Origin of the sequence: Saccharopolyspora sp. 6V (assembly GCF_020176785.1) — a bacterium.
Lineage (GTDB): Bacteria > Actinomycetota > Actinomycetes > Mycobacteriales > Pseudonocardiaceae > Saccharopolyspora_C > Saccharopolyspora_C gregorii.
The window spans coordinates 1-20,593 of the sequence record NZ_JAIUKB010000126.1 but is presented as its reverse complement, the minus strand read 5'-3'; the positions used below and the strand labels follow the sequence as shown (position 1 = coordinate 20,593).

At 72.8% G+C, this 20,593-nt stretch carries 17 protein-coding genes; 7 read left to right on the top strand and 10 right to left on the bottom strand.

The window, feature by feature from the left end; translation table 11 throughout:
* Nucleotides 1-115: 115 nt before the first annotated feature.
* Nucleotides 116-1,342, bottom strand: coding sequence for an MFS transporter (locus LCD35_RS22910; RefSeq protein WP_225044832.1), 1,227 nt, complete (start codon nucleotides 1,340-1,342; stop codon nucleotides 116-118).
* 309 nt (nucleotides 1,343-1,651) lie between these two features.
* On the opposite strand from LCD35_RS22910, the gene LCD35_RS22905 reads away from it, so the two are divergent.
* Together LCD35_RS22905 and LCD35_RS22900 are read left to right on the top strand one after the other, a co-directional pair.
* Nucleotides 1,652-2,299: an HAD family phosphatase gene (locus LCD35_RS22905; RefSeq protein WP_224963166.1), complete on the top strand. Its 648-nt coding sequence runs from the start codon at nucleotides 1,652-1,654 to the stop codon at nucleotides 2,297-2,299.
* A gap of 121 nt (nucleotides 2,300-2,420) precedes the next feature.
* Nucleotides 2,421-3,905 carry an alpha/beta hydrolase gene (locus LCD35_RS22900; protein ID WP_225044831.1) on the top strand — a complete coding sequence of 495 codons (1,485 nt, stop codon included), beginning with the start codon at nucleotides 2,421-2,423 and terminating at the stop codon, nucleotides 3,903-3,905.
* A 54-nt stretch (nucleotides 3,906-3,959) separates the two neighbouring features.
* Here LCD35_RS22900 and LCD35_RS22895 read toward each other — a convergent pair whose 3' ends face one another.
* The gene (locus tag LCD35_RS22895; protein WP_225044830.1) at nucleotides 3,960-5,762 is read right to left on the bottom strand and encodes a hypothetical protein; all 1,803 of its coding nucleotides are present in this window, start codon (nucleotides 5,760-5,762) and stop codon (nucleotides 3,960-3,962) included.
* A gap of 202 nt (nucleotides 5,763-5,964) precedes the next feature.
* Between LCD35_RS22895 and LCD35_RS22890 the strand changes: the two genes are divergently transcribed.
* The 3 genes from LCD35_RS22890 to LCD35_RS22880 all read left to right on the top strand — a co-directional run bounded on the left by LCD35_RS22890 (nucleotide 5,965) and on the right by LCD35_RS22880 (nucleotide 7,836).
* On the top strand, nucleotides 5,965-6,450 hold the full coding sequence (locus LCD35_RS22890; protein WP_224962184.1) for a GNAT family N-acetyltransferase: 486 nt from the start codon (nucleotides 5,965-5,967) through the stop codon (nucleotides 6,448-6,450).
* A gap of 65 nt (nucleotides 6,451-6,515) precedes the next feature.
* The gene (locus LCD35_RS22885; protein ID WP_224978375.1) at nucleotides 6,516-7,022 is read left to right on the top strand and encodes a DinB family protein; all 507 of its coding nucleotides are present in this window, start codon (nucleotides 6,516-6,518) and stop codon (nucleotides 7,020-7,022) included.
* A 55-nt stretch (nucleotides 7,023-7,077) separates the two neighbouring features.
* Nucleotides 7,078-7,836: a 2-phosphosulfolactate phosphatase gene (locus LCD35_RS22880; protein WP_224968448.1), complete on the top strand. Its 759-nt coding sequence runs from the start codon at nucleotides 7,078-7,080 to the stop codon at nucleotides 7,834-7,836.
* A gap of 25 nt (nucleotides 7,837-7,861) precedes the next feature.
* Here LCD35_RS22880 and dnaB read toward each other — a convergent pair whose 3' ends face one another.
* From dnaB to LCD35_RS22850, 6 genes are all read right to left on the bottom strand, one after another.
* On the bottom strand, nucleotides 7,862-10,222 hold the full coding sequence (gene dnaB, locus LCD35_RS22875; RefSeq protein WP_224962180.1) for a replicative DNA helicase: 2,361 nt from the start codon (nucleotides 10,220-10,222) through the stop codon (nucleotides 7,862-7,864).
* A 561-nt stretch (nucleotides 10,223-10,783) separates the two neighbouring features.
* Nucleotides 10,784-11,236, bottom strand: a complete 453-nt coding sequence (gene rplI, locus LCD35_RS22870; RefSeq protein WP_225044829.1) for a 50S ribosomal protein L9 — start codon at nucleotides 11,234-11,236, stop codon at nucleotides 10,784-10,786.
* A gap of 88 nt (nucleotides 11,237-11,324) precedes the next feature.
* On the bottom strand, nucleotides 11,325-11,564 hold the full coding sequence (rpsR, locus tag LCD35_RS22865) for a 30S ribosomal protein S18 (RefSeq protein ID WP_184484100.1): 240 nt from the start codon (nucleotides 11,562-11,564) through the stop codon (nucleotides 11,325-11,327).
* A 47-nt stretch (nucleotides 11,565-11,611) separates the two neighbouring features.
* Nucleotides 11,612-12,100: a single-stranded DNA-binding protein gene (locus tag LCD35_RS22860; RefSeq protein ID WP_224962176.1), complete on the bottom strand. Its 489-nt coding sequence runs from the start codon at nucleotides 12,098-12,100 to the stop codon at nucleotides 11,612-11,614.
* A 99-nt stretch (nucleotides 12,101-12,199) separates the two neighbouring features.
* On the bottom strand, nucleotides 12,200-12,565 hold the full coding sequence (rpsF, locus tag LCD35_RS22855) for a 30S ribosomal protein S6 (protein WP_224962174.1): 366 nt from the start codon (nucleotides 12,563-12,565) through the stop codon (nucleotides 12,200-12,202).
* A 121-nt stretch (nucleotides 12,566-12,686) separates the two neighbouring features.
* Nucleotides 12,687-13,676: a hypothetical protein gene (locus tag LCD35_RS22850; RefSeq protein WP_225044828.1), complete on the bottom strand. Its 990-nt coding sequence runs from the start codon at nucleotides 13,674-13,676 to the stop codon at nucleotides 12,687-12,689.
* 233 nt (nucleotides 13,677-13,909) lie between these two features.
* Here LCD35_RS22850 and LCD35_RS22845 point away from each other — a divergent pair, with 233 nt between their 5' ends.
* Both LCD35_RS22845 and LCD35_RS22840 read left to right on the top strand, forming a co-directional pair.
* Nucleotides 13,910-14,680 (top strand): deoxyribonuclease IV, encoded by a 771-nt coding sequence (locus tag LCD35_RS22845; protein WP_224962169.1) that lies wholly within the window; start codon nucleotides 13,910-13,912, stop codon nucleotides 14,678-14,680.
* A 78-nt stretch (nucleotides 14,681-14,758) separates the two neighbouring features.
* The gene (locus tag LCD35_RS22840) at nucleotides 14,759-16,153 is read left to right on the top strand and encodes a glycosyltransferase family 87 protein (RefSeq protein ID WP_225044827.1); all 1,395 of its coding nucleotides are present in this window, start codon (nucleotides 14,759-14,761) and stop codon (nucleotides 16,151-16,153) included.
* Here the strand turns inward: LCD35_RS22840 and LCD35_RS22835 are convergent.
* Nucleotides 16,129-17,787 carry a glycosyltransferase family 87 protein gene (locus LCD35_RS22835; protein ID WP_374108127.1) on the bottom strand — a complete coding sequence of 553 codons (1,659 nt, stop codon included), beginning with the start codon at nucleotides 17,785-17,787 and terminating at the stop codon, nucleotides 16,129-16,131. The genes LCD35_RS22840 and LCD35_RS22835 overlap by 25 nt on opposite strands.
* 79 nt (nucleotides 17,788-17,866) lie before the next feature.
* On the bottom strand, nucleotides 17,867-20,593 hold a 2,727-nt coding region (locus LCD35_RS22830), incomplete at its 5' end, for a transglycosylase domain-containing protein (protein ID WP_225044826.1).

Sequence of the window (20,593 nt, the reverse complement as noted above, 5' to 3'; positions counted from 1 at the left end):
CGCGCGCGGCCCCGGCCCCCCCCCCCCCCCCCAGCCCCGCGCTGGCGGGCCGGCGGGCCGCGGGCCCCCCCGCGGGGGGGCGCCCCCCCCCCCCCGCGCCCGGTGCCGGGACGGGTCAGAACTCCTCGCCGACGGCGGCGGCCTCCACCGGCACGCGGTGCGGATCCCGGCGCTTGCGCAGGTCCACCAGCAGCAGGCCCGCCGAGACCACGCACAGCACCGCGGCCACCGCGAACGGGGCGTGCGCCGAGCCGAACCAGTCCGCGACGTGCCCGACCAGCGTCGCCGCGACCGCGCCGCCGAACCAGCGGCAGAAGTTGTACCCGGCGCTGGCCACCGAGCGCGGCGCGTCGCTGATGCTCATCGCGGTCCCGGTGAACAGCGTGTTCAGCAGGCCCGAGGCGATACCGCTGAGGATCACCGCGACCACCACGACCGGTTTCGACCCGACCGCCATCACCAGCAGCAGCACCGCGTACAGCAGCACCGCGAGCACGGTCCCGCCCGCGTCGCCGAACCGGGCGGCGAGCTTCGGCGCGAGGGTCACGCCCGCCACCGCCACGCACAGGCCCCAGCCGAAGAACACCAGGCCGACCGCGATCGCCCCGAACTCCAGCACGAACGGCGCCCACGCGAGCACCACGAAGAACGCGGCCGTGTAGAAGGCGGAGCCGAGCGCGGTGCGCAGCAGCCCGCCGTGCCCGAGGGCGCGCAGCGGGTCGAGCAGCCGCACCTTCGGCCGCTTCGCCGGGTCCGCGTCGTCGGCGGGCAGGAACCCGGCCGAGAGCACCAGCGCGATCGCCATCAGCACCGCGGTACCCGCGAACGGCCCCCGCCAGGAGATGTTGCCCAGCAGCGCGCCGAGCAGCGGGCCGGTGGACAGGCCGATGCCGAGCGCCGCCTCGTACAGCAGGATCGCGGCCTGCTGGCCGCCGCTGGCCGCGCCGACGATCACCGACAGCGCGGTGGCGATGAAGAACGCGTTGCCCAGGCCCCACACCGCGCGCAGCTCCACCAGCTGCCCGATGGATCCGGCGACCGCGCAGGCCAGCGTGGCCAGCACGATCAGCACGAGGCCGGTGACGACGGTCCGCTTGGGCCCGAAGCGGGCGCTGAACGCGCCGGTGACGAGCATCGCCACCACCTGGACGCCCAGGTAGGACGAGAACAGCAGCGTCACCTGCTCGGGTCCGGCGTGCAGGGCTTGTGCGATGGACAGCAGGATCGGGTCCACCAGTCCGATGCCCATGAAGGCGATGACCGCGGCGAACGCGGTGATCCACACCGCTTTCGGCTGGCCCTTGAAGACGTCCAGCAACCGGACGTCGTGCGTGCCGCTCATCGGCCGCCACTCCTCAGCGTCTCGGGGTGAGCCGTTCCGCGTCTCGCGTGCCGCCCACCGGGTAGTTCGTTCGCAATGCTAACTTTCTGGTGGTTCTCCAGCCAGCCCGCATGAGCAGGCACACAGCCCGAACGGCTCCGTTCGCAGCAGCGCGACGCCGCGACCGGAGTAACCCGCCCGGCGCACCGCCCCTGCACCCGGTGCCGCGCCGCTCCTGCACCACCGCCGCGCCACCCCGGCACCACCCCGGCACCACCGTCGCGCCACCGAGCAGGACGCGCCCGCGCCCCGGCTCCTACGATCGGCGACGTGACTCCCGCAGCCGTGCTCTTCGACCTCGACGGCGTCCTCGTCGACTCCGAACAACTCTGGGACCGCATCCGCCGCGACGTCGTCGCCGCCCACGGCGGCCGCTGGACCGACGACGCGACCCGGGCCATGCAGGGCATGAGCACCCCCGAATGGGCCCGCTATCTCGTCGACGACCTCGGCGCGCAGCTCACCGCCGACGACGCCGCCGAACGGGTCATCTCCGAGATGGCCCGCGTCTACGCCGCGGACGCGCCCGTGCTGCCCGGCGCCGCCGACACCCTGCGGCGCGTCGCCGAGCGGTTCCCCACCGCCATCGCCAGCTCCGCGCCGCCGCGGATCATCCAGGCGTTCCTAGACAGCACCGGCCTCACCGTCGGCGCCACCCTCTCCAGCGAGCAGGTCGGCGCGGGCAAACCCGCGCCCGACGTGTACCTGGAGGCCGCGCGGCTGCTCGGCACCTCCGCCGCCGACTGCGCCGCCGTCGAGGACTCCAGCAACGGGCTGCGCGCCGCCACCGCCTCCGGCGCCACCGTGTTCGCGGTGCCCAACGCCCACTTCCCGCCCGCCGAGGACGCCCTCGCCGGAGCGCACCGCGTGCTCGGCGACATCACCGAACTCCCCGCCGCGCTCGACGAACTCGGCTGACCGCCGGCCGCACGCCTGCCGCCGAACGGAGCAACTCAGCGCCCGAGCCGTTGACCTCGCCCCTGGGGCACACCGTTGAGTGCTCCTCCGGGAGAACACCCGGGATGAGGGGCAGGACGACATGGATCTCGAACGGAACGCGGGCCGGAGCGCGGCCGCACTGATCGCGGCAGGGCTCGCGGCCTCGCTGCTGGCGGTGCCGGCCTCGGCCGAGGGGACCGGGCCGGAGTGGGGGCCGTGCCCGGCGGACGTGGTGACCGACCCGCAGCCGGTGCAGTGCGCGGTCGTGCAGGTGCCGGTGGACTACTCCGACCCGGACGGCGCGCAGCTCGACCTCACGATCTCGCGGCTGGCCAGCCAGCACCCCGAGCGGCGGCGCGGGGTGCTGCTGCTCAACCCAGGCGGTCCGGGCGGCTCCGGGCTGTCCTTCGGCGCCGACCTGGCGAACCGGGGCCTGCCCGCGAGCGTGCTGGACGGCTACGACCTGATCGGGATGGACACCAGGGGAGTGGGCCACTCGTCCCCGGTGAGCTGCGGGTTCACCGACGAGCAGGCGCGCTACGGCAACATCCCGCCGTACGCGGTGGACGACGACGCCGCGGTCACCGAGCGGGCCGCGGAGGTGCGCACCGTCGCCGAGCAGTGCGCCCAGCACGACGACGGGCGGTTGAGCAGCCTGACCACCGCGAACATGGCGCGCGACCTGGACCGGATCCGGGCCGCGCTCGGCGAGGAGAAGGCGAGCTTCTACGGGGCGTCCTACGGTTCCGCGCTGGGTGCCGCGTACGCCTCGATGTTCCCGGAGCGCGCCGACCGGGTGGTGCTGGACAGCAACATCGGCGACACCGCGCTGGACCGGGACGGGATGCGCCGGTTCGCGCTCGGCGCCGAGCAGGCTTTCCCGGACTTCGCGGCGTGGGTCGCGCAGCGCGGCGACTCCTACGGCCTCGGCGGCACCGAGGAGGAGGTACGGCGCACCTACTTCGACCTCGCCGAACGCCTCGACGCCCAGCCGTTCGCGGGGGTGGACGGGGCGCAGTTCCGGCTGGCCACCTTCGTCGGGCTGTACGCCGAATCGACCTACGGCCGGACCGCGCAGCTCTGGCAGTCGCTGCGCGACTCCGACGAGGGCGCGGTGCGCGCGCAGCAGCTCGCCGGGGCCGACACCTCGGCGTTGGACAACTCGCTGTCGGTGTTCCTCGCGGTGACCTGCAACGACGTCGAATGGCCGGAGGACGTCGAGACCTACCGGCGCGGGGTGGCCGCGGACCGGGCGGAGTTCCCGCTGTTCGGCGCGGCCACCGCGAACGTGCTGCCCTGCGCGTTCTGGGCGCACGAGCCCGCCGAGCCGCGGGTGCCGGTCCTCGACGACGGGTCGGACGACGTGCTCATCGTGCAGAACCGGCGCGACCCGGTCACCCCGCACCGCGGCGGCGAGCTGCTCCGGGAGAAGTTCGGCGACCGCGCGCGGCTGGTCAGCACCGACGAGGCAGGGCACGGCGCCTACGTGCTCGGCGGCAACGCCTGCGTGCTGGACGTGACCACCAAGTTCCTGGTGGACGGCGAGCGCCCGGACCAGGACCTGTCCTGCCCGGCCTCCCGCTGATCGTCCCCGGTCCGGCGCGGGCGGGGTCGACCGCCCGGCCGGATCAGGCGGTGTTCAAGCGTTCCAGGCATTCCCTGGCCGCGTTGGACACCTGCTCGTCGGGGGGGGGGGGGGGGGCCCGGGGCCCCCCCCCCCCCCCCCCCCCACGTCGGCCCGCGCGTCCCCGGCCCGGGCGATCTCGTCGAGCACCGCGAGCTGGTCCGGGGTGGGGCGGGTCCGGAAGTCGGCGAGGAACGCGGCCGAGTCCTCCCGCGCGGTGACGACCATCGCGTCCAGCGCGACGACCAGTTCGTCGCCGTCGCGCAGCTCGACGTCCCGCTCGGTCGGCCGCACCCGCAGCCACATCCGGGCGGCGGGCCCGCACACCGGGTCCTCGCGCAGCCCGCGCACCGCGGCCACGCCTTCGTCGCCGGTGTGCTCCAGCAGCCACAGCGCGCCGAGGCGCACCTCCGGGTCGTCGACCCGGCGCAGCAGGTCGGCGAGTTCCACGGCGGCCGCCGCCCGGCCGCGCACCCCGACCCAGCCCGCGACGACCTCGTCCACCACGTCCGCCGGGCCGCCCGGCAGCGCGAGCACCACCACCTCGGCGGGCAGCGCGATCGCCTCCTCCACCGTCGGGGCGACGAAGCCGTACCCGCGCAGCGAGCCGTGCGCGGCCCACACCCCCAGCGGCAGCAGTTCCACCACCGCGCGGTCCGCCGATCCGGGCGCGAACGCCTCGATGCGCTCCAGCAGTTCCGGCAGGTCGGTGCGGTAGCGGCGCAGCACGCCCAGCGCCTCCCAGAGCCGCAGCACCCGGTCCACCACCCGCGCCACCGCGGGCCGGGCATCGGCCCGGTCGGTGATCGCGTGCAGCACCAGGCCCACCACTTGCTCGACCGGCACCGCGCCGGTGTTGGTGTAGAGCGCGCTGAGCACGCCCTGCACCAGCTCCGGGAACGCGTCCTCGCCGTCGAGCAGCCCGTCCAACAGCTCGGCGTCGTCCCCGGCCACCTCGTCGAGCAGCACGAACGATTGCCACAGCCGCGTCCACAGCACGCCCGGTTCGGCCAGCAGCGGGGTGCTGATCGCGCTGCGCACCACCCGGTCGTCGATGATCCGCACCAGGTGCGCGCGATCCGCCCACGCCGCGGTGGCCGGCGCCAGGTCCGGCTCGCAGTCCAGCTCCGCGGCCAGCTCCGTCCCGTCGCCGAGTTCGCGGCCGGTGCCGGTCCAGTGCAGCAACGCGGCCATCCGCGCGATGATCGGGGTGCCCGCCGCTTCGACATCCGGCGTCGCACCATCCGGGATGCGCATCGGTGGCAGCCAGTGCACCGGGACGGGCAGCGGTTCCCGGTCGGCCCGTTCCTCGACGGCGCGCAACACGGCCCGGTCCAGCTCGATCTCGCCGTCGTCCACCGCGGCGACGAACCGGGCGAACTCGCCCTCCGCACCGAGGTCGACGCCGTGCTCCCGCGCGGCCAGCGACCAGAACTTCTCCGGTCCCCACTCGGCGGGTTCGGCCATCGCCGCCAGGAAGGCGGGCACGGCCTCGTCGATCGCCGCGTGCAGCGCGGGCACCGGGTCGCTGCCGGACATCAGCAGCCGCTCCCCGGCGAGGAAGTCGATCCAGTCGTGCAGCAGTGCGGGCACCGCCGCCCAGCGGGGCAGCACCAGGTGCCGGGGCGCCACCTCGGTGAGCACCCGCACCAGGTCGGGCGCGGTCCAGCGGGCGAGCAGCCCGTCCCGCGCGCACTTGTCCCGCAGCAGCACGCCGAGCAGGTCGGGCGCGTCGGGGCGCGCGCCGAACCGCTCGGACAGCGCGGCGGCGGAGGCGGCGAAGCCGTCCACCTCACCGTGCAGGAAAACGGTGCGCATCGCTTCGCCCTTCGCCGCGGCCGGTACCGGATGTGATCGAGGGTAGGGAGCGGGCGTTGATCACTCCGGCAGCGCGTGCCCCGGCGTGTCGGCCCGGCGCGCCCGGTGCTCGCCCGCGACGCGGTCGTCCGAGGTCACGGCGATCGGGTGCGCGGCGGAAAACCGATTGTTCACCCACCCGAGTCGCACTAGCGTTCGCCGCATGCGGATCCGGGAGTTCGTCGAGGCCGACTGGCCCGAGGTGTGGCCGATCCTCCGCGAGGTGGCGCGCGCGGGCGAGACGTTCTGCTACGAGCGGGACCTGTCCGCCGAGCAGGCCCGCGAGCTCTGGCTGGAACGGCCGCCGGGCCGCACCACCGTCGCCGAGGTCGACGGGCGGGTGCTGGGCACCGCCAAGATGGGGCCGAACCGGGCGGGCCCCGGCGCGCACGTGTCCACCGCGAGCTTCATGGTCGCCGCGGAGGCGCGCGGCGGAGGCGTCGGCGGCGGGCTGTGCGCGGACGCCCTGTCCTGGGCGCGCGGCGCCGGCTACGCGGGGATGCAGTTCAACGCGGTCGTCGAGTCGAACCGGTCGGCCGTCGCGCTCTACGAGCGGCTCGGCTTCGCGGTGATCGGCACCGTGCCCGGCGCGTTCGAGCACCCCGAGCTGGGCCGGATCGGCCTGCACGTCATGTACTGCCCGTTCTGATCCCCGGTTCTGATCCCTCGTTCTGATACCCCGTTCTGATCCCTCGTTCTGATCCAGGAGTGCTCGTGCCCGTCGAACGTCCCGCCCCGCCGACGACCGGCGCCGAACGACCGATGCTGCGCGCCTACCTGGACTTCCACCGGGCGACGCTGGCGATGAAGTGCGACGGCCTCGGCGACGAGGACCTGCGCAGGCGCGCGTCCCCGCCGTCCGAGCTGAGCCTGCTCGGCCTGCTGCGGCACCTGGCCGAGGTCGAGCGGGCCTGGTTCCGCCGCACCATCGCGGGCGAGGACGTCCCGCTGGTGTGGTCCGCGGACGGGGACTTCCAGGCCGCCTACGACCCGAGCGGCTGCACCGGGGCGGAGGCGTTCGCCGCGTGGCGCGCCGAGGTCGAGCACTCCCGCCGCATCGAGCGCGAAGCCGAGTCCCTCGACGTCGTGGCCCGCGACCCGCGCTCCGGCACCGACGTCTCGCTGCGCCTGGTGCTGCTGCACCTGATCCACGAGTACGCCCGCCACAACGGCCACGCCGACCTCCTCCGCGAAGCCATCGACGGCACCACCGGCGCCTGACCGGCTGTGCCGGAACGCCGCTCGCAGGCGAGGCGCCCTCGTTATCGTCCGCTGCATGGCGAATCCGCACGTGCAGGAGCCCTGGTCGGCCCGGTTCGACTGGGGGCCGGCCGGCGCCGAGACCTTGGCCGGGGCGTCCGACCTGGTCGCCGTCGTCGACGTGCTGTCCTTCACCACCGCGCTGACCGTCGCGGTCGACGCGGGGATCGAGGTCTTCCCGTTCCGCTGGCGGGACCGGCGTGCGGCGCGGTTCGCGCAGGAGCGCGACGCCGTGCTCGCCGTCGGCCGGTCGGAGGCGCGACCGGGGCAGATCAGCCTCTCCGCGAGCACCATCCGCACGGCCGACCGAGTCACGAGGCTCGTCCTGCCGTCGCCGAACGGCTCGACGATCGCGCACGACGTCGCCGCCGACGGCACTCCGCTGATCGGCGTCAGCCTGCGCAACGCCACCGCCGCCGCGGACTGGACGCTGCGTCGGCTCGCGTCGGCCCCCGGTGCGTCGGTCGCGGTCATCGCCGCGGGCGAGCGCCGTCCGGACGGCTCGTTGCGCCCCGCCGTCGAGGACCTGTGGGGCGCCGGCGCCTACCTCACCGCGCTCGAGGCCCGGGGGTTCGGCCCGTTCTCCCCCGAGGCGTTCACCGCGGCCGCCGCCTACCGCGCGGTCGCCGGCGAGCTCTCCGCGCGGCTGCGCGCGAGCGCGAGCGGGCGGGAACTCATCGAGGGGCGTTTCGGCGACGACGTCGAGATCGCCGCGGAAGTGGACCTGAGCACCGCGGTGCCCGTCCTCCGGGGCGAGAGCTTCACCGCGGCCTGATCTCGCGCCCGCTGGGCACCAGGCCCTATTCGGGGGCCATGTCGACGAAGCGGCTGTAGTGCAGCTGGTGGGCGACGGTGATCGTGGCCTGCGGACCGGCGCGGTGCTTGGCCAGGATGAGGTCGGCCTCGCCCATCCGGGGGTCGTCGCGTTCGAACGCGTCCGGCCGGTTGATCAGGATCACCATGTCCGCGTCCTGTTCCAGGGAACCGGATTCACGCAGGTCCGAGAGCTGCGGGCGCTTGTCGGTGCGCTGTTCGGGACCTCGGTTCAGCTGGGAGATCGCGACGACGGGGACTTCCAGCTCCTTGGCGAGCAGCTTGAGGTTACGGGAGAACTCCGAGACCTCCTGCTGCCGGGATTCGACGCGCTTGCCGGAGGTCATCAGCTGCAGGTAGTCCACGACGACCAGCTGGATGTCGGCGCGCTGCTTGAGCCGCCGCGCCTTCGCGCGGATCTCCATCATGGTCAGGTTCGGCGAGTCGTCCACGTACAGCGGCGCCTCGCTGATCTCGCTCATCCGCCGCGCGAGCCGCGTCCAGTCGTCGTCGGTCATGCGGCCACCGCGCATGTCGCCGAGCCGGATGCGCGCCTCCGCGGAGAGCATGCGCATCACGATCTCGGTCTTGCCCATCTCCAGGGAGAAGATGACGCTGGCCAGGCCGTGCTTGATCGACGCGGTGCGGGCGAAGTCCAGCCCGAGCGTGGAGTTGTGCGTGGGAACCATGCCGCGCCCGGCGAGGTACAGGTGGTCGGGGGCGTCGACCTCGACGCAGCGCACCGGCACGCTCGGCACCTCCCGGACGGCGACGACGCGGCGCGGCGGCTCGGCCCGGTCCTGCCGGGCCTCCTTGTGCTCGGCGTTCTTCGCGGGCAGCCGGAACACCTCGTCGGGGCCGCTGTCGAACACGATCGCCACCCGGTCGAAGCCGCCGTGCGCGGAATCCGCGATCCGGGTGCCGCAGGTGTAGCCGAGGCCGAGCAGCAGCTCCCGCACCCGCACCGAGAGCGGCTCGCTGATCTCCAGCCGCAGCCTGCCGTCGGCGTCGACGGAACCGGCGGCGTCGAGCAGTCCGGCCAGCAGCGCGCGGCGCTGATCCTCGCTGGCGCGCAGGTACGCGGACGGCAGGTCGTGGTCGTCCCAGGCGCCGAACCGGGCGAGCGCGGCGGGGATGTCCACGCCGAACTCGGGTTTCAGGGCGTCCTGTTCCGCGGCGCCCTCCTCTGCGGGGTACTCGACGACGGCGCCGACGGTCGTGACCTCGGCGTCCGCGGGTTCGGCGGCGTGCGCGAGCCCGGCCAGCTCCAGCAGTTCCGGTTCACCGCGCACCGCACCGGACTCATCGCCCGCGGCGAGCCACACCCCGAGCGCGTACGGCGCCACCGGCAGCTCCCGCTGCGGCAGGCGCAATCCGGCGTGCGCGGGGAGTTCGTGGTCGGTGCCGGTGGCGGCGAGCTCGGCGGTGGTGCGGACTTGCCCGTCGGAGAGCCGCCACTGGTGCTGGGCGTCGGCGACGAGGACGCCGCCGTCGGAGAACTCGACCTCGAAGCACGGGCGGTCGGTGAGCACCTCGGTCGCGCGCAGCACCCGGATGGGCCGCCCGGACAGGCCGATCAGCTCGTCGCCGACGGCGACCTCGCCCATCGTGGTCCAGCCACCGGGGGTGGGCAGCGGGGTGTCCAGCGCGAGCGCCTTGCCGACACCGGGCCGCGCCGCGACGATGATCATCTGCCCGCCGTGCAGCCCGTTGGTGACCTCGTCGAGGTCGACGAAGCCGGTGGGGATGCCCTGGGACTGGCCGCCGCGGGAGGCGATGGCGTCGATCTCGTCCATCGTCGGCTGCAGCAGGTCTTCCAGCGCCGCGTAGTCCTCGCTGGTGCGGCGCTCGGTGACGTCGTAGATGGCGGCCTGCGCGCGGTCCACGACCTCTTCGATCGCGGAGCCCTCGGCGCCGTGGTAGCCGAGCTGCACGATGCGGGTGCCCGCTTCGACCAGCCGCCGCAGCACGGCCTTCTCCGCGACGATCTCGGCGTAGTAGCCGGCGTTGGCGGCGGTCGGCACGCTGGCGATCAGCGTGTGCATGTAGGGGGCGCCGCCGATGCGCTGCAGCTCCTGGCGGCGTTCGAGCTCGGCGGAGACGGTGATCGCATCGGCGGGTTCGCCGCGGCCGTACAGGTCGAGGACGCAGTTGTAGATGGCCTGGTGCGCGGGCCGGTAGAAGTCGTTCGGGGTCAGCACCTCGACGACGTCGGCGATGGCGTCCTTGCTCAGCATCATGCCGCCGAGCACGGACTGCTCCGCGGCCAAGTCCTGCGGGGGCTGGCGTTCGAAGCCGGAGTCCCCGTTCGACGCGGGCTGTGCGCCTCGTTCGTCTGCCAACGCCACGGGTACCCGTCACCTCCGACACCGTCATCCGCCACCGCTGCGGGCGGCCTTACTGGTCGCGCGATCCACGACGGCGTCCCCGGTGCGGGAGCCGACCGGCGCGCACCGGCCGATCACGATCCGTCACGCGCGGGCGCGTGGGGGAAGCTAGATCGCTCGCATGGACCAGGCAAACCGAGCTGTGGACAACTATCGGGACAACCTGTGGACAGCTGGGGACAAGTCGCGGATACCTGTGTACAACTCGGCGGAACCGATGGGGACAACCTGGGGACAACCAACCAAGATCATCCGAAAACCACAGGTCAACCCTTGTGGACTGCTTGTGGAGAAATCTGTTGAAAAACCCGCGGCGTGTCGCGGGGAAACTGCTCGTTCGGCGTGTCGGATTCGACGGCGCACGAACGAGTTCCGTGACCGTCAAGCGGACGAACGAGTGATCATCGCCGTCCGCCGCCGAACGGCGGAACCCGGCAGCGGCCGAGCGCCGCAGCACATGACCGGACGCATCGGCGGAAGCCCGGGAAGCCCGGACTCCCGCCGAACGAACGCGTACCGGGGTCAGCTCGCGGCCGACACCTGGACGTTCACCGACGCCTTGACGTCGGGGTGCAGCCGGACGTCGACCCCGTGCTTGCCCAGGGCCTTGATGTGGCCGCGCAGGTCCACCGAGCGCTTGTCCAGGTTCGGGCCACCGGCCTTGCGCACCGCGGCCACGACATCGGCGGCGGTGATCGAACCGAACAGCTTGCCCTGACCCGAGACCTTGGCGGTCAGCGTGACCGGACCGAGGTCCTGCAGCTGGGCCTTCAGCTCCTGGGCGTGCTCCAGGTTGCGGACCCGGCGGGCCTCCTGGGTGCGGCGGATCGTCTCGATCTGCTTCTGCGCGCCCTTGGTGGCGACGATGGCCAGGCCGCGCGGCAGCAGCAGGTTGCGCGCGTAGCCGTCCTTGACCTCGACGATGTCACCCGACTCGCCCAGGCCGGTCACGTCAGCAGTCAGAATGATCTTCACGACGTGTCTCCTTCTAGCGTCTCTCACGAGACCGCGGACATCCGGGACCGCGCGCCGGAGCAGCGCGGGCCGGACGAGCGGTCTCGAATCAGCGGGCGGTCGAGGTGTAGGGCAGCAGCGCCATCTCGCGGGCGTTCTTCACCGCGATGGCGACGTCGCGCTGGTGCTGGCTGCAGTTGCCGGTCACCCGACGGGCGCGGATCTTGCCGCGGTCCGAGATGTACTTGCGCAGCAGCGTCGTGTCCTTGTAGTCGATGCTCTGCGCAGCGCGGTCCTTGCAGAACACGCAGACCTTCTTCTTAGGCTTGCGCACAGGCGCCTTGGCCATGGTCTTCCTCCTGGAAAGCTATTACGAGTCGAGTGAGCGCGCGGGCGTCAGAACGGCGGTTCGTCGCTGAACCCGCCGCCGGAAGAACCGGCGGGGGGAGCGGAACCCCACGGGTCGTCGGCAGGCGCGGACTGGCCGCCGCCACCACCGAAACCACCGCCGCCGCCACCGCGGCTGACCTTGTTCACCTTGGCGGTCGCGTACTTCAGGGAGGGCCCGATCTCGTCGACCTCGAGCTCGACGACGGTGCGCTTCTCGCCTTCCTTCGTCTCGAAGGAACGCTGGCGCAACCTGCCCTGCGCGATGACCCGCATGCCGCGGGTCAGCGTCTCGGCCACGTTCTCCGCGGCCTGGCGCCAGATGTTGCAGCGCAGGAACAGCGCCTCGCCGTCCTTCCACTCGCCGGACTGGCGGTCGAAGGTGCGGGGCGTCGAGGCGATCGTGAAGTTCGCCACGGCGGCACCGGAAGGTGTGAAGCGCAGCTCCGGGTCGGCGGTGAGGTTGCCGACCACCGTGATTACCGTTTCACCGGCCATCGCCTGGACTCCGTCCTTGACATGCGGGGTCTCTTGACATGCGGGTCACCTGAAGTGCGGTTCGCCGCCAACGGACCGGACGAGTCCGGTCGCGGTTGCTCAGGCCGAGGCCTCGGAGCGGTTGGCGTGCTTGGTCGCCTTCGCGGCCGCGCGGGCCACGCGGGCCTCCTTGCGCGGTTCGGCGACGCGCCGCTGCACCTTGGTGCGCAGGATCGTCTCGTTCAAGTTCAGCTGGCGGTCCAGCTCCTTGATCGAGGCGGGCTCGCTGTTGATGTCCACGACGACGTAGATGCCCTCGGCCTGCTTCTCGATCTCGAAGGCGAGCCGGCGACGGCCCCACACATCGAGCTTCTCGACGCTGCCACCGTCGTTGCGGATGACCTTGAGGAAGTTTTCCAGGGACTGAGGCACGGTGCGCTCGTCCAGGCTCGGGTCGAGGATGACCATGAGCTCGTAATGACGCATGAAGACCACTCACCTCCTGTGGACTCACGGCCACGGACTTTCCGTGGCAGGAGGGTCCTTCACGAACCCGGCAAGGCTAGCAACCAGGTCCGACAGGCCGGTGAGCCGGGTACCGCCGAGGTCAGGCGCGGCGCAGCACCCAGGTGCGGACCAGCGCCGCGGTGACCCCGGCCAGCGAGATCGCCGCGATGAGCACCGGCAGCGCCACCCGGTCGCCCTGGCTCATCGGCAGCGCTTCGGCCTTGCCCGCGGCCCGGACCTCCTCGCGGGCGGCCTGCTCGGCCCGCGCCCGCTCCTGGGCGGCGGCCTGCTCCCGCAGGTCGCCGATGTTCGGCGAGAAGCCGGGGGCGGCGCCGAACTGGGCCTGCGCCCACGGCGGCAGCTGCCCGGGGAGGCCGGGCGCGCCCGAGGCGTAGCCGGGTGGCGCGACGAGGACCGGCGCACCGGTCGAGTAGCCGGGCACGCCGGGGGCGGTGGTGCCGGGCGCCGGCCGCACGCCGGTGCTCGGCGGAGCGGGCGCCGTGTGGGACGGCGGCGCGGGCTGCTCGCTGGGTTCCGGTTCGGGCGCGGGCGGCGGCGGGGCCGGCTTCTCGTGCCCGGTGACGCTCGCGCCGAAGCAGCCGAGGGCGGCGAGGTTGCGGACGTGCTTGCTGACCTCGGCGCCGCGGCCCTGCAGCGCGGCCAGGCCGTCGATGCGCGGGGTGAACTCCTGGGCGAGTGCCTTGCCGGAGAACTTCTGCTTCTCCTCGGTGACCGTGCCCAGCGAGATCGCCCCGGTGTTCTCGAACTCCTGCACGGCCTGGTCGGCGATGTCGAAGCCGAACGGGAAGACCAGCAGCGTCCCCTGCCGCACCTTGGCGTCCAGCGCGTTCGGGGAGGCGAGGATGGCCTGGCCGTACTCGCTCGACTCGGTGGTGCCCGCGCACTTGTCGATGACGAGGGAGCCCGCGGCGCTCGCGGTGCCCGCGCCGAGGAGGCTGCTCGCGGTGACGAAGGCGCCGACGGTGCCCGCGGCCAGCACCCGGCCGAGCCCGGTGCGTCCCGCGCGGCGCAGCAACGGGTTCACCTGCGGCCGCGAGCCTTCGTCCGGACGCATGGCTTCGTCACTCATGGTTCCTCCCCGCTGCACGACCCCGTGATACCCGTTCACCGCTTCTCAGGAAAATAACGTGTCGGACCGGCAAGTGGTGACGGCCCGCACACGAAAACTTCGGCAGATCCGCATTTTGGGAAACCTGAACGATTGAGCACCCGTTCGCGTCACCGCTTCGGAGCAGCGGTGGGCCGGGCGGCCGGGCCCCGGCGCGCGGCACGGGCCCACCGGCGGGTGGCTACCCTGCGGACATGCTCATCGGTGCTCATGTCCGGGACGACGATCCGATCACCGCGGCCCAGGAGCGGGGCGCGGACGTCGTGCAGTTCTTCCTGTCCGACCCGCAGGGCTGGAAGGCCCCGAAACCGCACCCGCAGACCGCGGAGCTGCGCGACGGCGAGCTCGCGGTGTTCATCCACTCCCCGTACGTGATCAACGTGGCCTCGCTGAACAACCGCATCCGCATCCCGTCCCGCAAGGCCGTGGCGCAGCAGGCGAAGGCCGCCGCCGAGGTCGGCGCCCGCGGCCTCGTCGTGCACGGCGGGCACGTCACCAAGGACGACGACCCGGCCGAGGGCATCGCGAACTGGCGCAAGCTGTTCGAGCGCCAGGCCGACGAAGGCGGGTTCGCGGTGCCGGTGCTGATCGAGAACACCGCGGGCGGGGCGAACGCGATGGCGCGCCGCTTCGACGTGCTGGCCCGGTTGTGGGACGCGGTCGGCGAGTTCGGCGCCGGGTTCTGCCTGGACACCTGCCACGCGCACGCGGCGGGTGAAGAGCTGCCGGGCATCGCGGAGCGGGTCAAGGGCATCACCGGGCGGATCGACCTGGTGCACCTCAACGACTCCCGCGACGCGTTCGGCTCCTCCCGGGACCGGCACGCCAACATCGGCGCGGGCGAGATCGACCCGGACGTGCTGGTGGCGGTGTGCGAGACGGCGGACGCACCGGTCGTGGTGGAGACCCCCGGCGACGGGCAGGCCGCGGACATCGGCTTCCTGCGGGACAAGGTGCGGGGTTGATCCGGGCCTGCGGCTAGGGTCGGCGCCGACAGCCGTCGAAGGTGCGGGACGGGTGCCCGCCCGGCAGGGAGGACACCGATGCGCGAGCAGCTCGCGGGAACCCCGGCCGGCGCGGTTCCGGGCCGCGCGGGCCGGCGCCTCACCGCCGGAGCGCTCGCGCTGCTGTGCCTGCTCACCGCGCTGGCGCTGGCGGCGGGTTACGCGAACAAGGCGCGCTGCACCGGCCCCGAGTTCGACCAGTGGGGCCGGTCCGAACCGGCCTACCAGGAGCGGGCGTACTCCGAGGTCTGCTACTCGGACGTGCAGAACCTGTGGGTGGGCCGGGACATCGACCGGCACGTCTTCCCGTACGTGCACGGCGGCATCGACGAGGACGGATCGCTGCACGGCGGCGTCGTCGAGTACCCGGTGCTGTCCGGGCTGCTGATCTGGCTGGGCGCGTTGTCCGTGCACACCGACGCCGGGTTCCTCGCCGCATCGGCGCTGCTCATGGCACCGTTCGGGGTGGCGGTGGCGTGGTGGCTGGGCCGGTTGAGCGGGTACCGGGCGCTGCTGTGGGCGTTGGCCCCGCCGCTGGTGCTGTACGCCTTCCACAACTGGGACCTGCCGGTGGTGGCGTGCGCGGTGGCCGCGGTGTTCGTGGTGCACCGCGGTGGCGCGCCGCTGCGCACCCGGGCTGTGCAGGGCGCGGTGCTGCTCGGCGCGGGGTTCGCGTTCAAGATCTACCCCGGGTTGTTCGTGCTGCCGCTGGCGCTGCACGTGCTCACCGGTGGTCGCGGCGGTGCCGAGCTGCCCGCGGGGCGGCGGTTCGACGTGCGGGGCGCGCTGGCGGTGCTGGGTGCGGCGGCGGGCACGGTGGTGCTGGCGAACCTGCCGTTCGCACTGGCCGGGTTCGAGGGCTGGTGGGCGTCGTTCGAGTTCCAGTCCCAGCGGAAGGTGGACCTGAGCACGAACTCCGTCTGGTACTGGGGTTTCCGCGGGATCGCCGACGCCGACGGGTTCCAGCAGGTGATGGGCGTGGTCTCGCCGGTGGCGGTGCTGCTGTCGTTCGCGGCCGCGTGCCTGGCGGGGGAGTGGCTGCGGCGGCGCACCGGCACCTACCCGTGGATCCAGGTGTCGGCGGCGGCGCTGTGCGGGTTCCTGCTGCTGCACAAGGTGCACTCGCCGCAGTACACCTTGTGGTTGCTGCCGTTCTTCGTGCTGCTGCGGGTGCGCTGGGGCTGGGTGGTGGCGTACCTGCTGGCCGACCTGGCGATGGGCATCAGCATCTTCCGCTGGATGGGCGAGGGCGGCGGCATCGGGGACGGGTTCACCGCGCAGGCGCTGATGATCGGCGTGTGGGGCCGCGCGGCGCTGCTGGTCGGCCTGTTCCCGGCGTTCCTCGGGTCGACGTCCACCGTGGACGAGGACGAGCAGGAGCCGCCCGGGTCCGATGTGGAGCGGACGGTTCAGCTCACCCGTTCCCCGCGCTGAACGCCCGGCCCGACGGTCCGGGCCCAACCGCTGATCCGCCGCGCCGCACCTCTCGGCCACGGCACCACCACCCGGTCCGGGGCGCCGTCGAGGGATCCGCCCGCCGGGTCGTCCACCGCCGCGGGCCCGTGCGAACCCGCCGGGCCGAGCGCGCGGCGCACCCGGTCCGCTTCCGGGTGCAGCACCTCGTGCACGACCAGCGCGCACAGCGCGATCACCAGCACGTCGCGGATCAGCACCGCGCCCAGGAACCAGCCCTCCGGCAACCCCTTGTTGTCGGTGCCCAGGTAGTAGTACATCCGCGGCGCCCACATCGCGGCGTCCGCGACCATCCAGGTCAGCAGCCACCGCCAGCGCGGCACGGCCAGCACCGCCAGCGGAACCAGCCACAGCGAGTACTGCGGACTCCACACCTTGTTGGTCAGCAGGAACGCGGCGACCACCAGGAAGCACAGCTGCACCAGCCGGGGCCGCACCGGCGCGGCCAGCGCCAGCCAGCCGATCCCGGCGCAGGCCAGCGCGAACAGCCCCAGCGCCACCGCGTTGAGCACCACCGGTGCCTGCCCGGCGGCGAGCGGCCCGTCGAACCCGGCCCAGCCGGTGAAGTGGGCGAGCGCGTTGTACAGCGAATCCGGGTCGGCCGCGCGCGAAGTGTTGAGCCGGTAGAACTCGCCCCAGCCCACCGGGTACAGCAGCAGGATCGGCAGGTTCACCACCAGCCAGGCCGCCGCGGCTCCGGCGAGCGCGCGCCCGCCGTCGCGCGATCGGCCCGCGCGCAGGCACAGCACCAGCAGCGGGCCGAGCAGCAGCAGCGGGTACAGCTTCGCCGCGCCGCCCAGCCCGATCAGCACCCCGGCCAGCCACGGTCGTCGCTTCGCCCAGGCGAGCAGCCCGGTGGTGGCCAGCGCGGCGCTCAGCGCGTCGAAGTTGGTGAAGGCGTGCACGAACACCAGCGGGCTCAGCGCGACGAGCGCGGCGTCCCAGGTGCGGCGCGCGGCGAGCCGCATCGCCGCCCACACCACGACGAGCCAGGCCGCGGTCAGCCAGAACGCGGTGACGTTGAAGTACAGGACGGTGATCATCGCCGGGGGCAGCCAGCCCAGCGCGGACAGCGTCGACCAGCCGTCGGTGATCTTCGCGTTGATCCACTGGAAGACCCCGGTGACCACCGGGTACTCCATGTAGTGCTGCTCTTCCGGCGGAGTCCCGGGCGCGGCCGTCCACGGCGTCTTGTACGGGAACACCCCGTCGGGGGCGAGGTCGCCCATGCCGAAGCGGGGGATGATGTCGGAGTAGCACATCGCCGTGTACTGCCGGTTCGCCCGCCAGTCCAGCTGAGTGCCCGCCGAGGTGTCGTAGGTCTGCAGGCAGGGCGCCTTGAACAGCCAGGCCGCGGCGAGCGTGATCATCGCCAGCAGCAGCAGGACGCGCAGCGGCGTCCAGAACCACTGCCTGCCCACCTGCGCGTGCCGCCCCAGCGGGCCGCCGAACGGCCGGGAGGCCGCCGCGGCGACGGGTTCGGTCCAGGTCGGCACGACCCGGTCCGCCGCGTCAAGCGAGTCGCCGTCCACTGCCGCGCTCACCTTGTCGGGCTCCTCGGGCTCGGTGCCGGCGTGCTCGGGCTTCGTGGACACGCCCGGATGCTACGGCGTGCGGACGGGTCTCCCACGCCCGCACCGGGCGGCGTCGCGCGCCGCCCGGTGCGGGCCGGGGTCATTCGCCGTCGCGTCCGCGGGTCGGTCCGACGGCGTTGCCGCCGGGACCGTCATCGTCGTCGTCGCCCTGCCCCGGCGGGCAGCCGAACAAGCCGCAGTTGTCGGACGGGTCGGAGCCCTCGGACTCGCTCTCCGAGGTCTCGTTCTCGCTGGTGGTCGTCTCCTCCGACGTGGTGGGCGGCGGCTCCGAGGTCGGCGGCGGCGGCGGTTCCTCGCTCGTCGTCGTCGGCTGCGGCGGGAGCTTCTGCTCGAACTGGCCGATCGGGCTGGCCTTCGGGAACTGCTCCACCGGCAGGTTCTTGTGGTACTCGTTCATGAATTCCTGCCAGATGTCACCGGGCAGGCCGCTGCCGTAGATGATCTTCCCGTTGGCCTGCTCGACCGGCATCGGCTTGCCGTCCTCGTCGGCGAGCATGCCGACCGCGGTGGACAGCTGCGGCGTGGCACCGATCATCCACGCGTTCTGGTTCTTCTCGGTGTCGAAGTACTGGTGGGTACCGGTCTTCGCGGCCACCGGCCGGCCCTTGTCCAGCGGCAGCTTCGAGTGCTCGGCCACGCCGATCATCGACTGGATGAGGTTCGCCGCGAGGTTCTTGCTCTCCGACGCGCTGTCCGAGAACGCCGGCTTGGACGGCTCCGGCGCGAACTCCTCGGTCTTCACCGCGTTCTGGATCTTCGACACGAACTGCGGGTGGACCTGCTTGCCCTCGTTCGCGAAGGTCGCGTACGAGGCCGCCATGTCGATCGCCCGCACCGGGTAGGCGCCCAGCGCGATACCGGCGTCGACGCCGCCGTCCTCGTTCTGGAGGGTCGGCTCGCCGTTGTACTCGCTCGGAACGCCTGCTTGGATCGCGGCCTCCCGCACCGACGGAGTCCCGAACTTCGCGGCCATGTTCACGAACACGGTGTTCACCGACTTGTTCATGGCCTCGCGGACACCGCAGTGCTTCGGGTCGTCGCACACCGAGCCCGGCGCGTTGCCGAACGTGGTGCCCAGGATCTCCTGGTGGTCGCTGCCGTCGTAGTACTCGCCGATGCCGTAGTCCTTCTCCAGACCGGCCATCACCACGAACGGCTTGAACGACGAACCCGGTGGCTGCGGCGAGGCGGCGTAGTCGAAGTACACCTGGTCACCGCCGCCGTAGTAGGCCCGGACCCCACCGGTCTTCGGATCGACCGCGACCAGCGAGGTGCGCAGGTTCTGCGGCTGGCCCTGCGTCACCTTCCGGACCGCGTCCTCGGCCATCCGCTGCGCGTTCGGGTCGATCGTCGTGGTGATCGTGTAGCCGCCGAGGGTCAGCGCCTGCTCGCTGTAGCCCTCGCGTTCCAGCTCGGCCAGCACCTGCTTGCGGATGTGCAGCTGGGAGGAGTTGCCCTCCGGCTTGCTCTTCCACGCCTCGCGCTCCCGGGTCTCGGGCAGCGCCATGCTCGCGCGGACGTCCTGGCTGATGAAGCCGTTCTTCAGCATCTGGCCGGCCACGTACTCCCAGCGCCACTGCCCCTGCTCCGGGTCGACCCGGGGGTCGTTGGCGGTGGGGCGCTGCACCATGCCGGCCAGGACCGCGGCCTCGCTCGGGTCCAGGTCCTTCGGCAGCTTGCCGAAGTAGGCCTCCGCCGCGGTGTGGATGCCGTAGGCGCCGCGGCCGTAGTACGCGGTGTTCAGGTAGGCCTTGAGGATGTCGTCCTTCGACTGCTGGTTGGTCACCTTGTAGGCGACGACGACTTCCTTGACCTTCCGGGTGATCGAGTACTCGTCCTGGTCCAGCGCCAGCTTCACGTACTGCTGGGTCAGCGTGGAACCACCACCGGCGCCACCGCCGATCTGGTTGTACACCGCGACCAGGATGCCCCGGATGGAGAAGCCCGGGTTGGTGTAGAAGGACGCGTCCTCCGCGGCGACCGTGGCGTCGAGCATCGGCTTCGAGACCTCGCCCCGCAGGTCCCGGATCATCGTCTTCGAACCCGCTTCGGGGACGATGCGGGTCATCTCCTGGCCGTCGGCGTAGTTGACGACGATCGTCTGCTCGGTGCGGCTGGCGATCTGCTCGGGGTTCGGGACCTCCCACATGGTGTAGCCCCACGCGAACGTCCCGATGCCCAGCAGCAGCATCGCCGCGGCCGCCACGTAGCAGGTACGGCGGATGCGCCGCCAGATCTTCTTCCGCTTGGCCTTGCGGGCGCTCACCTCGTCATCCGGGTCGAGCAGCTCGTCGTCGGGGTCGAACCCGTCGTCGCCATGTCCGCGATCCCCGTACCGGTCGTCGTACCCGTCGTCGTAGTCGTCGTCGTAGCGACCGTCGTCGGAGTACGCGTCGTTCGTCGAGTAGTAGTCGTACGAGCTCTGCGTGGCCTCGTGGGTGAGCAGCTGCGGTTCGCGCGGCGAGTCACCGCTCGCGCCACCGGCACCCGCCGCACCCGCGGCTCCCGCACCCGCCGCTCCTGCGGCTCCGGCACCCGCCGCGCCTGCGGCTCCGGCACCCGCCGCGCCACCGCCCGCCGCGGCGGCCGCACCGCCGAGCGCGGCCGCACCAGCCACGCCGCCGACGACGCCACCGGCCACGGCACCACCGCGACCGCGACCCTGGTCCTTGCCGTCCCCGGGGGTCTGCGGGATGTTCTCGGTCGGCCGCTCAGCGGGCGGCACCGCGCCGGGCGCGGGCCTGCCACCGGGCTGGGGGACCTGCCGGGTGCTCTGGCCACCGGGCGGCGGCGGGGGCACCTGGCG

Coding starts and splice junctions, on each gene's coding strand:
- LCD35_RS22845 (WP_224962169.1), top strand. CDS start 13,910: ATGCTCATCGGTGCTCATGTCCGGGACGACGATCCGATCACCGCGGCC.
- LCD35_RS22910 (WP_225044832.1), bottom strand. CDS start 1,342: ATGAGCGGCACGCACGACGTCCGGTTGCTGGACGTCTTCAAGGGCCAG.
- rpsF (WP_224962174.1), bottom strand. CDS start 12,565: ATGCGTCATTACGAGCTCATGGTCATCCTCGACCCGAGCCTGGACGAG.
- rpsR (WP_184484100.1), bottom strand. CDS start 11,564: ATGGCCAAGGCGCCTGTGCGCAAGCCTAAGAAGAAGGTCTGCGTGTTC.
- LCD35_RS22895 (WP_225044830.1), bottom strand. CDS start 5,762: ATGCGCACCGTTTTCCTGCACGGTGAGGTGGACGGCTTCGCCGCCTCC.
- LCD35_RS22900 (WP_225044831.1), top strand. CDS start 2,421: ATGGATCTCGAACGGAACGCGGGCCGGAGCGCGGCCGCACTGATCGCG.
- LCD35_RS22860 (WP_224962176.1), bottom strand. CDS start 12,100: ATGGCCGGTGAAACGGTAATCACGGTGGTCGGCAACCTCACCGCCGAC.
- LCD35_RS22880 (WP_224968448.1), top strand. CDS start 7,078: ATGGCGAATCCGCACGTGCAGGAGCCCTGGTCGGCCCGGTTCGACTGG.
- LCD35_RS22890 (WP_224962184.1), top strand. CDS start 5,965: ATGCGGATCCGGGAGTTCGTCGAGGCCGACTGGCCCGAGGTGTGGCCG.
- LCD35_RS22840 (WP_225044827.1), top strand. CDS start 14,759: ATGCGCGAGCAGCTCGCGGGAACCCCGGCCGGCGCGGTTCCGGGCCGC.
- LCD35_RS22850 (WP_225044828.1), bottom strand. CDS start 13,676: ATGAGTGACGAAGCCATGCGTCCGGACGAAGGCTCGCGGCCGCAGGTG.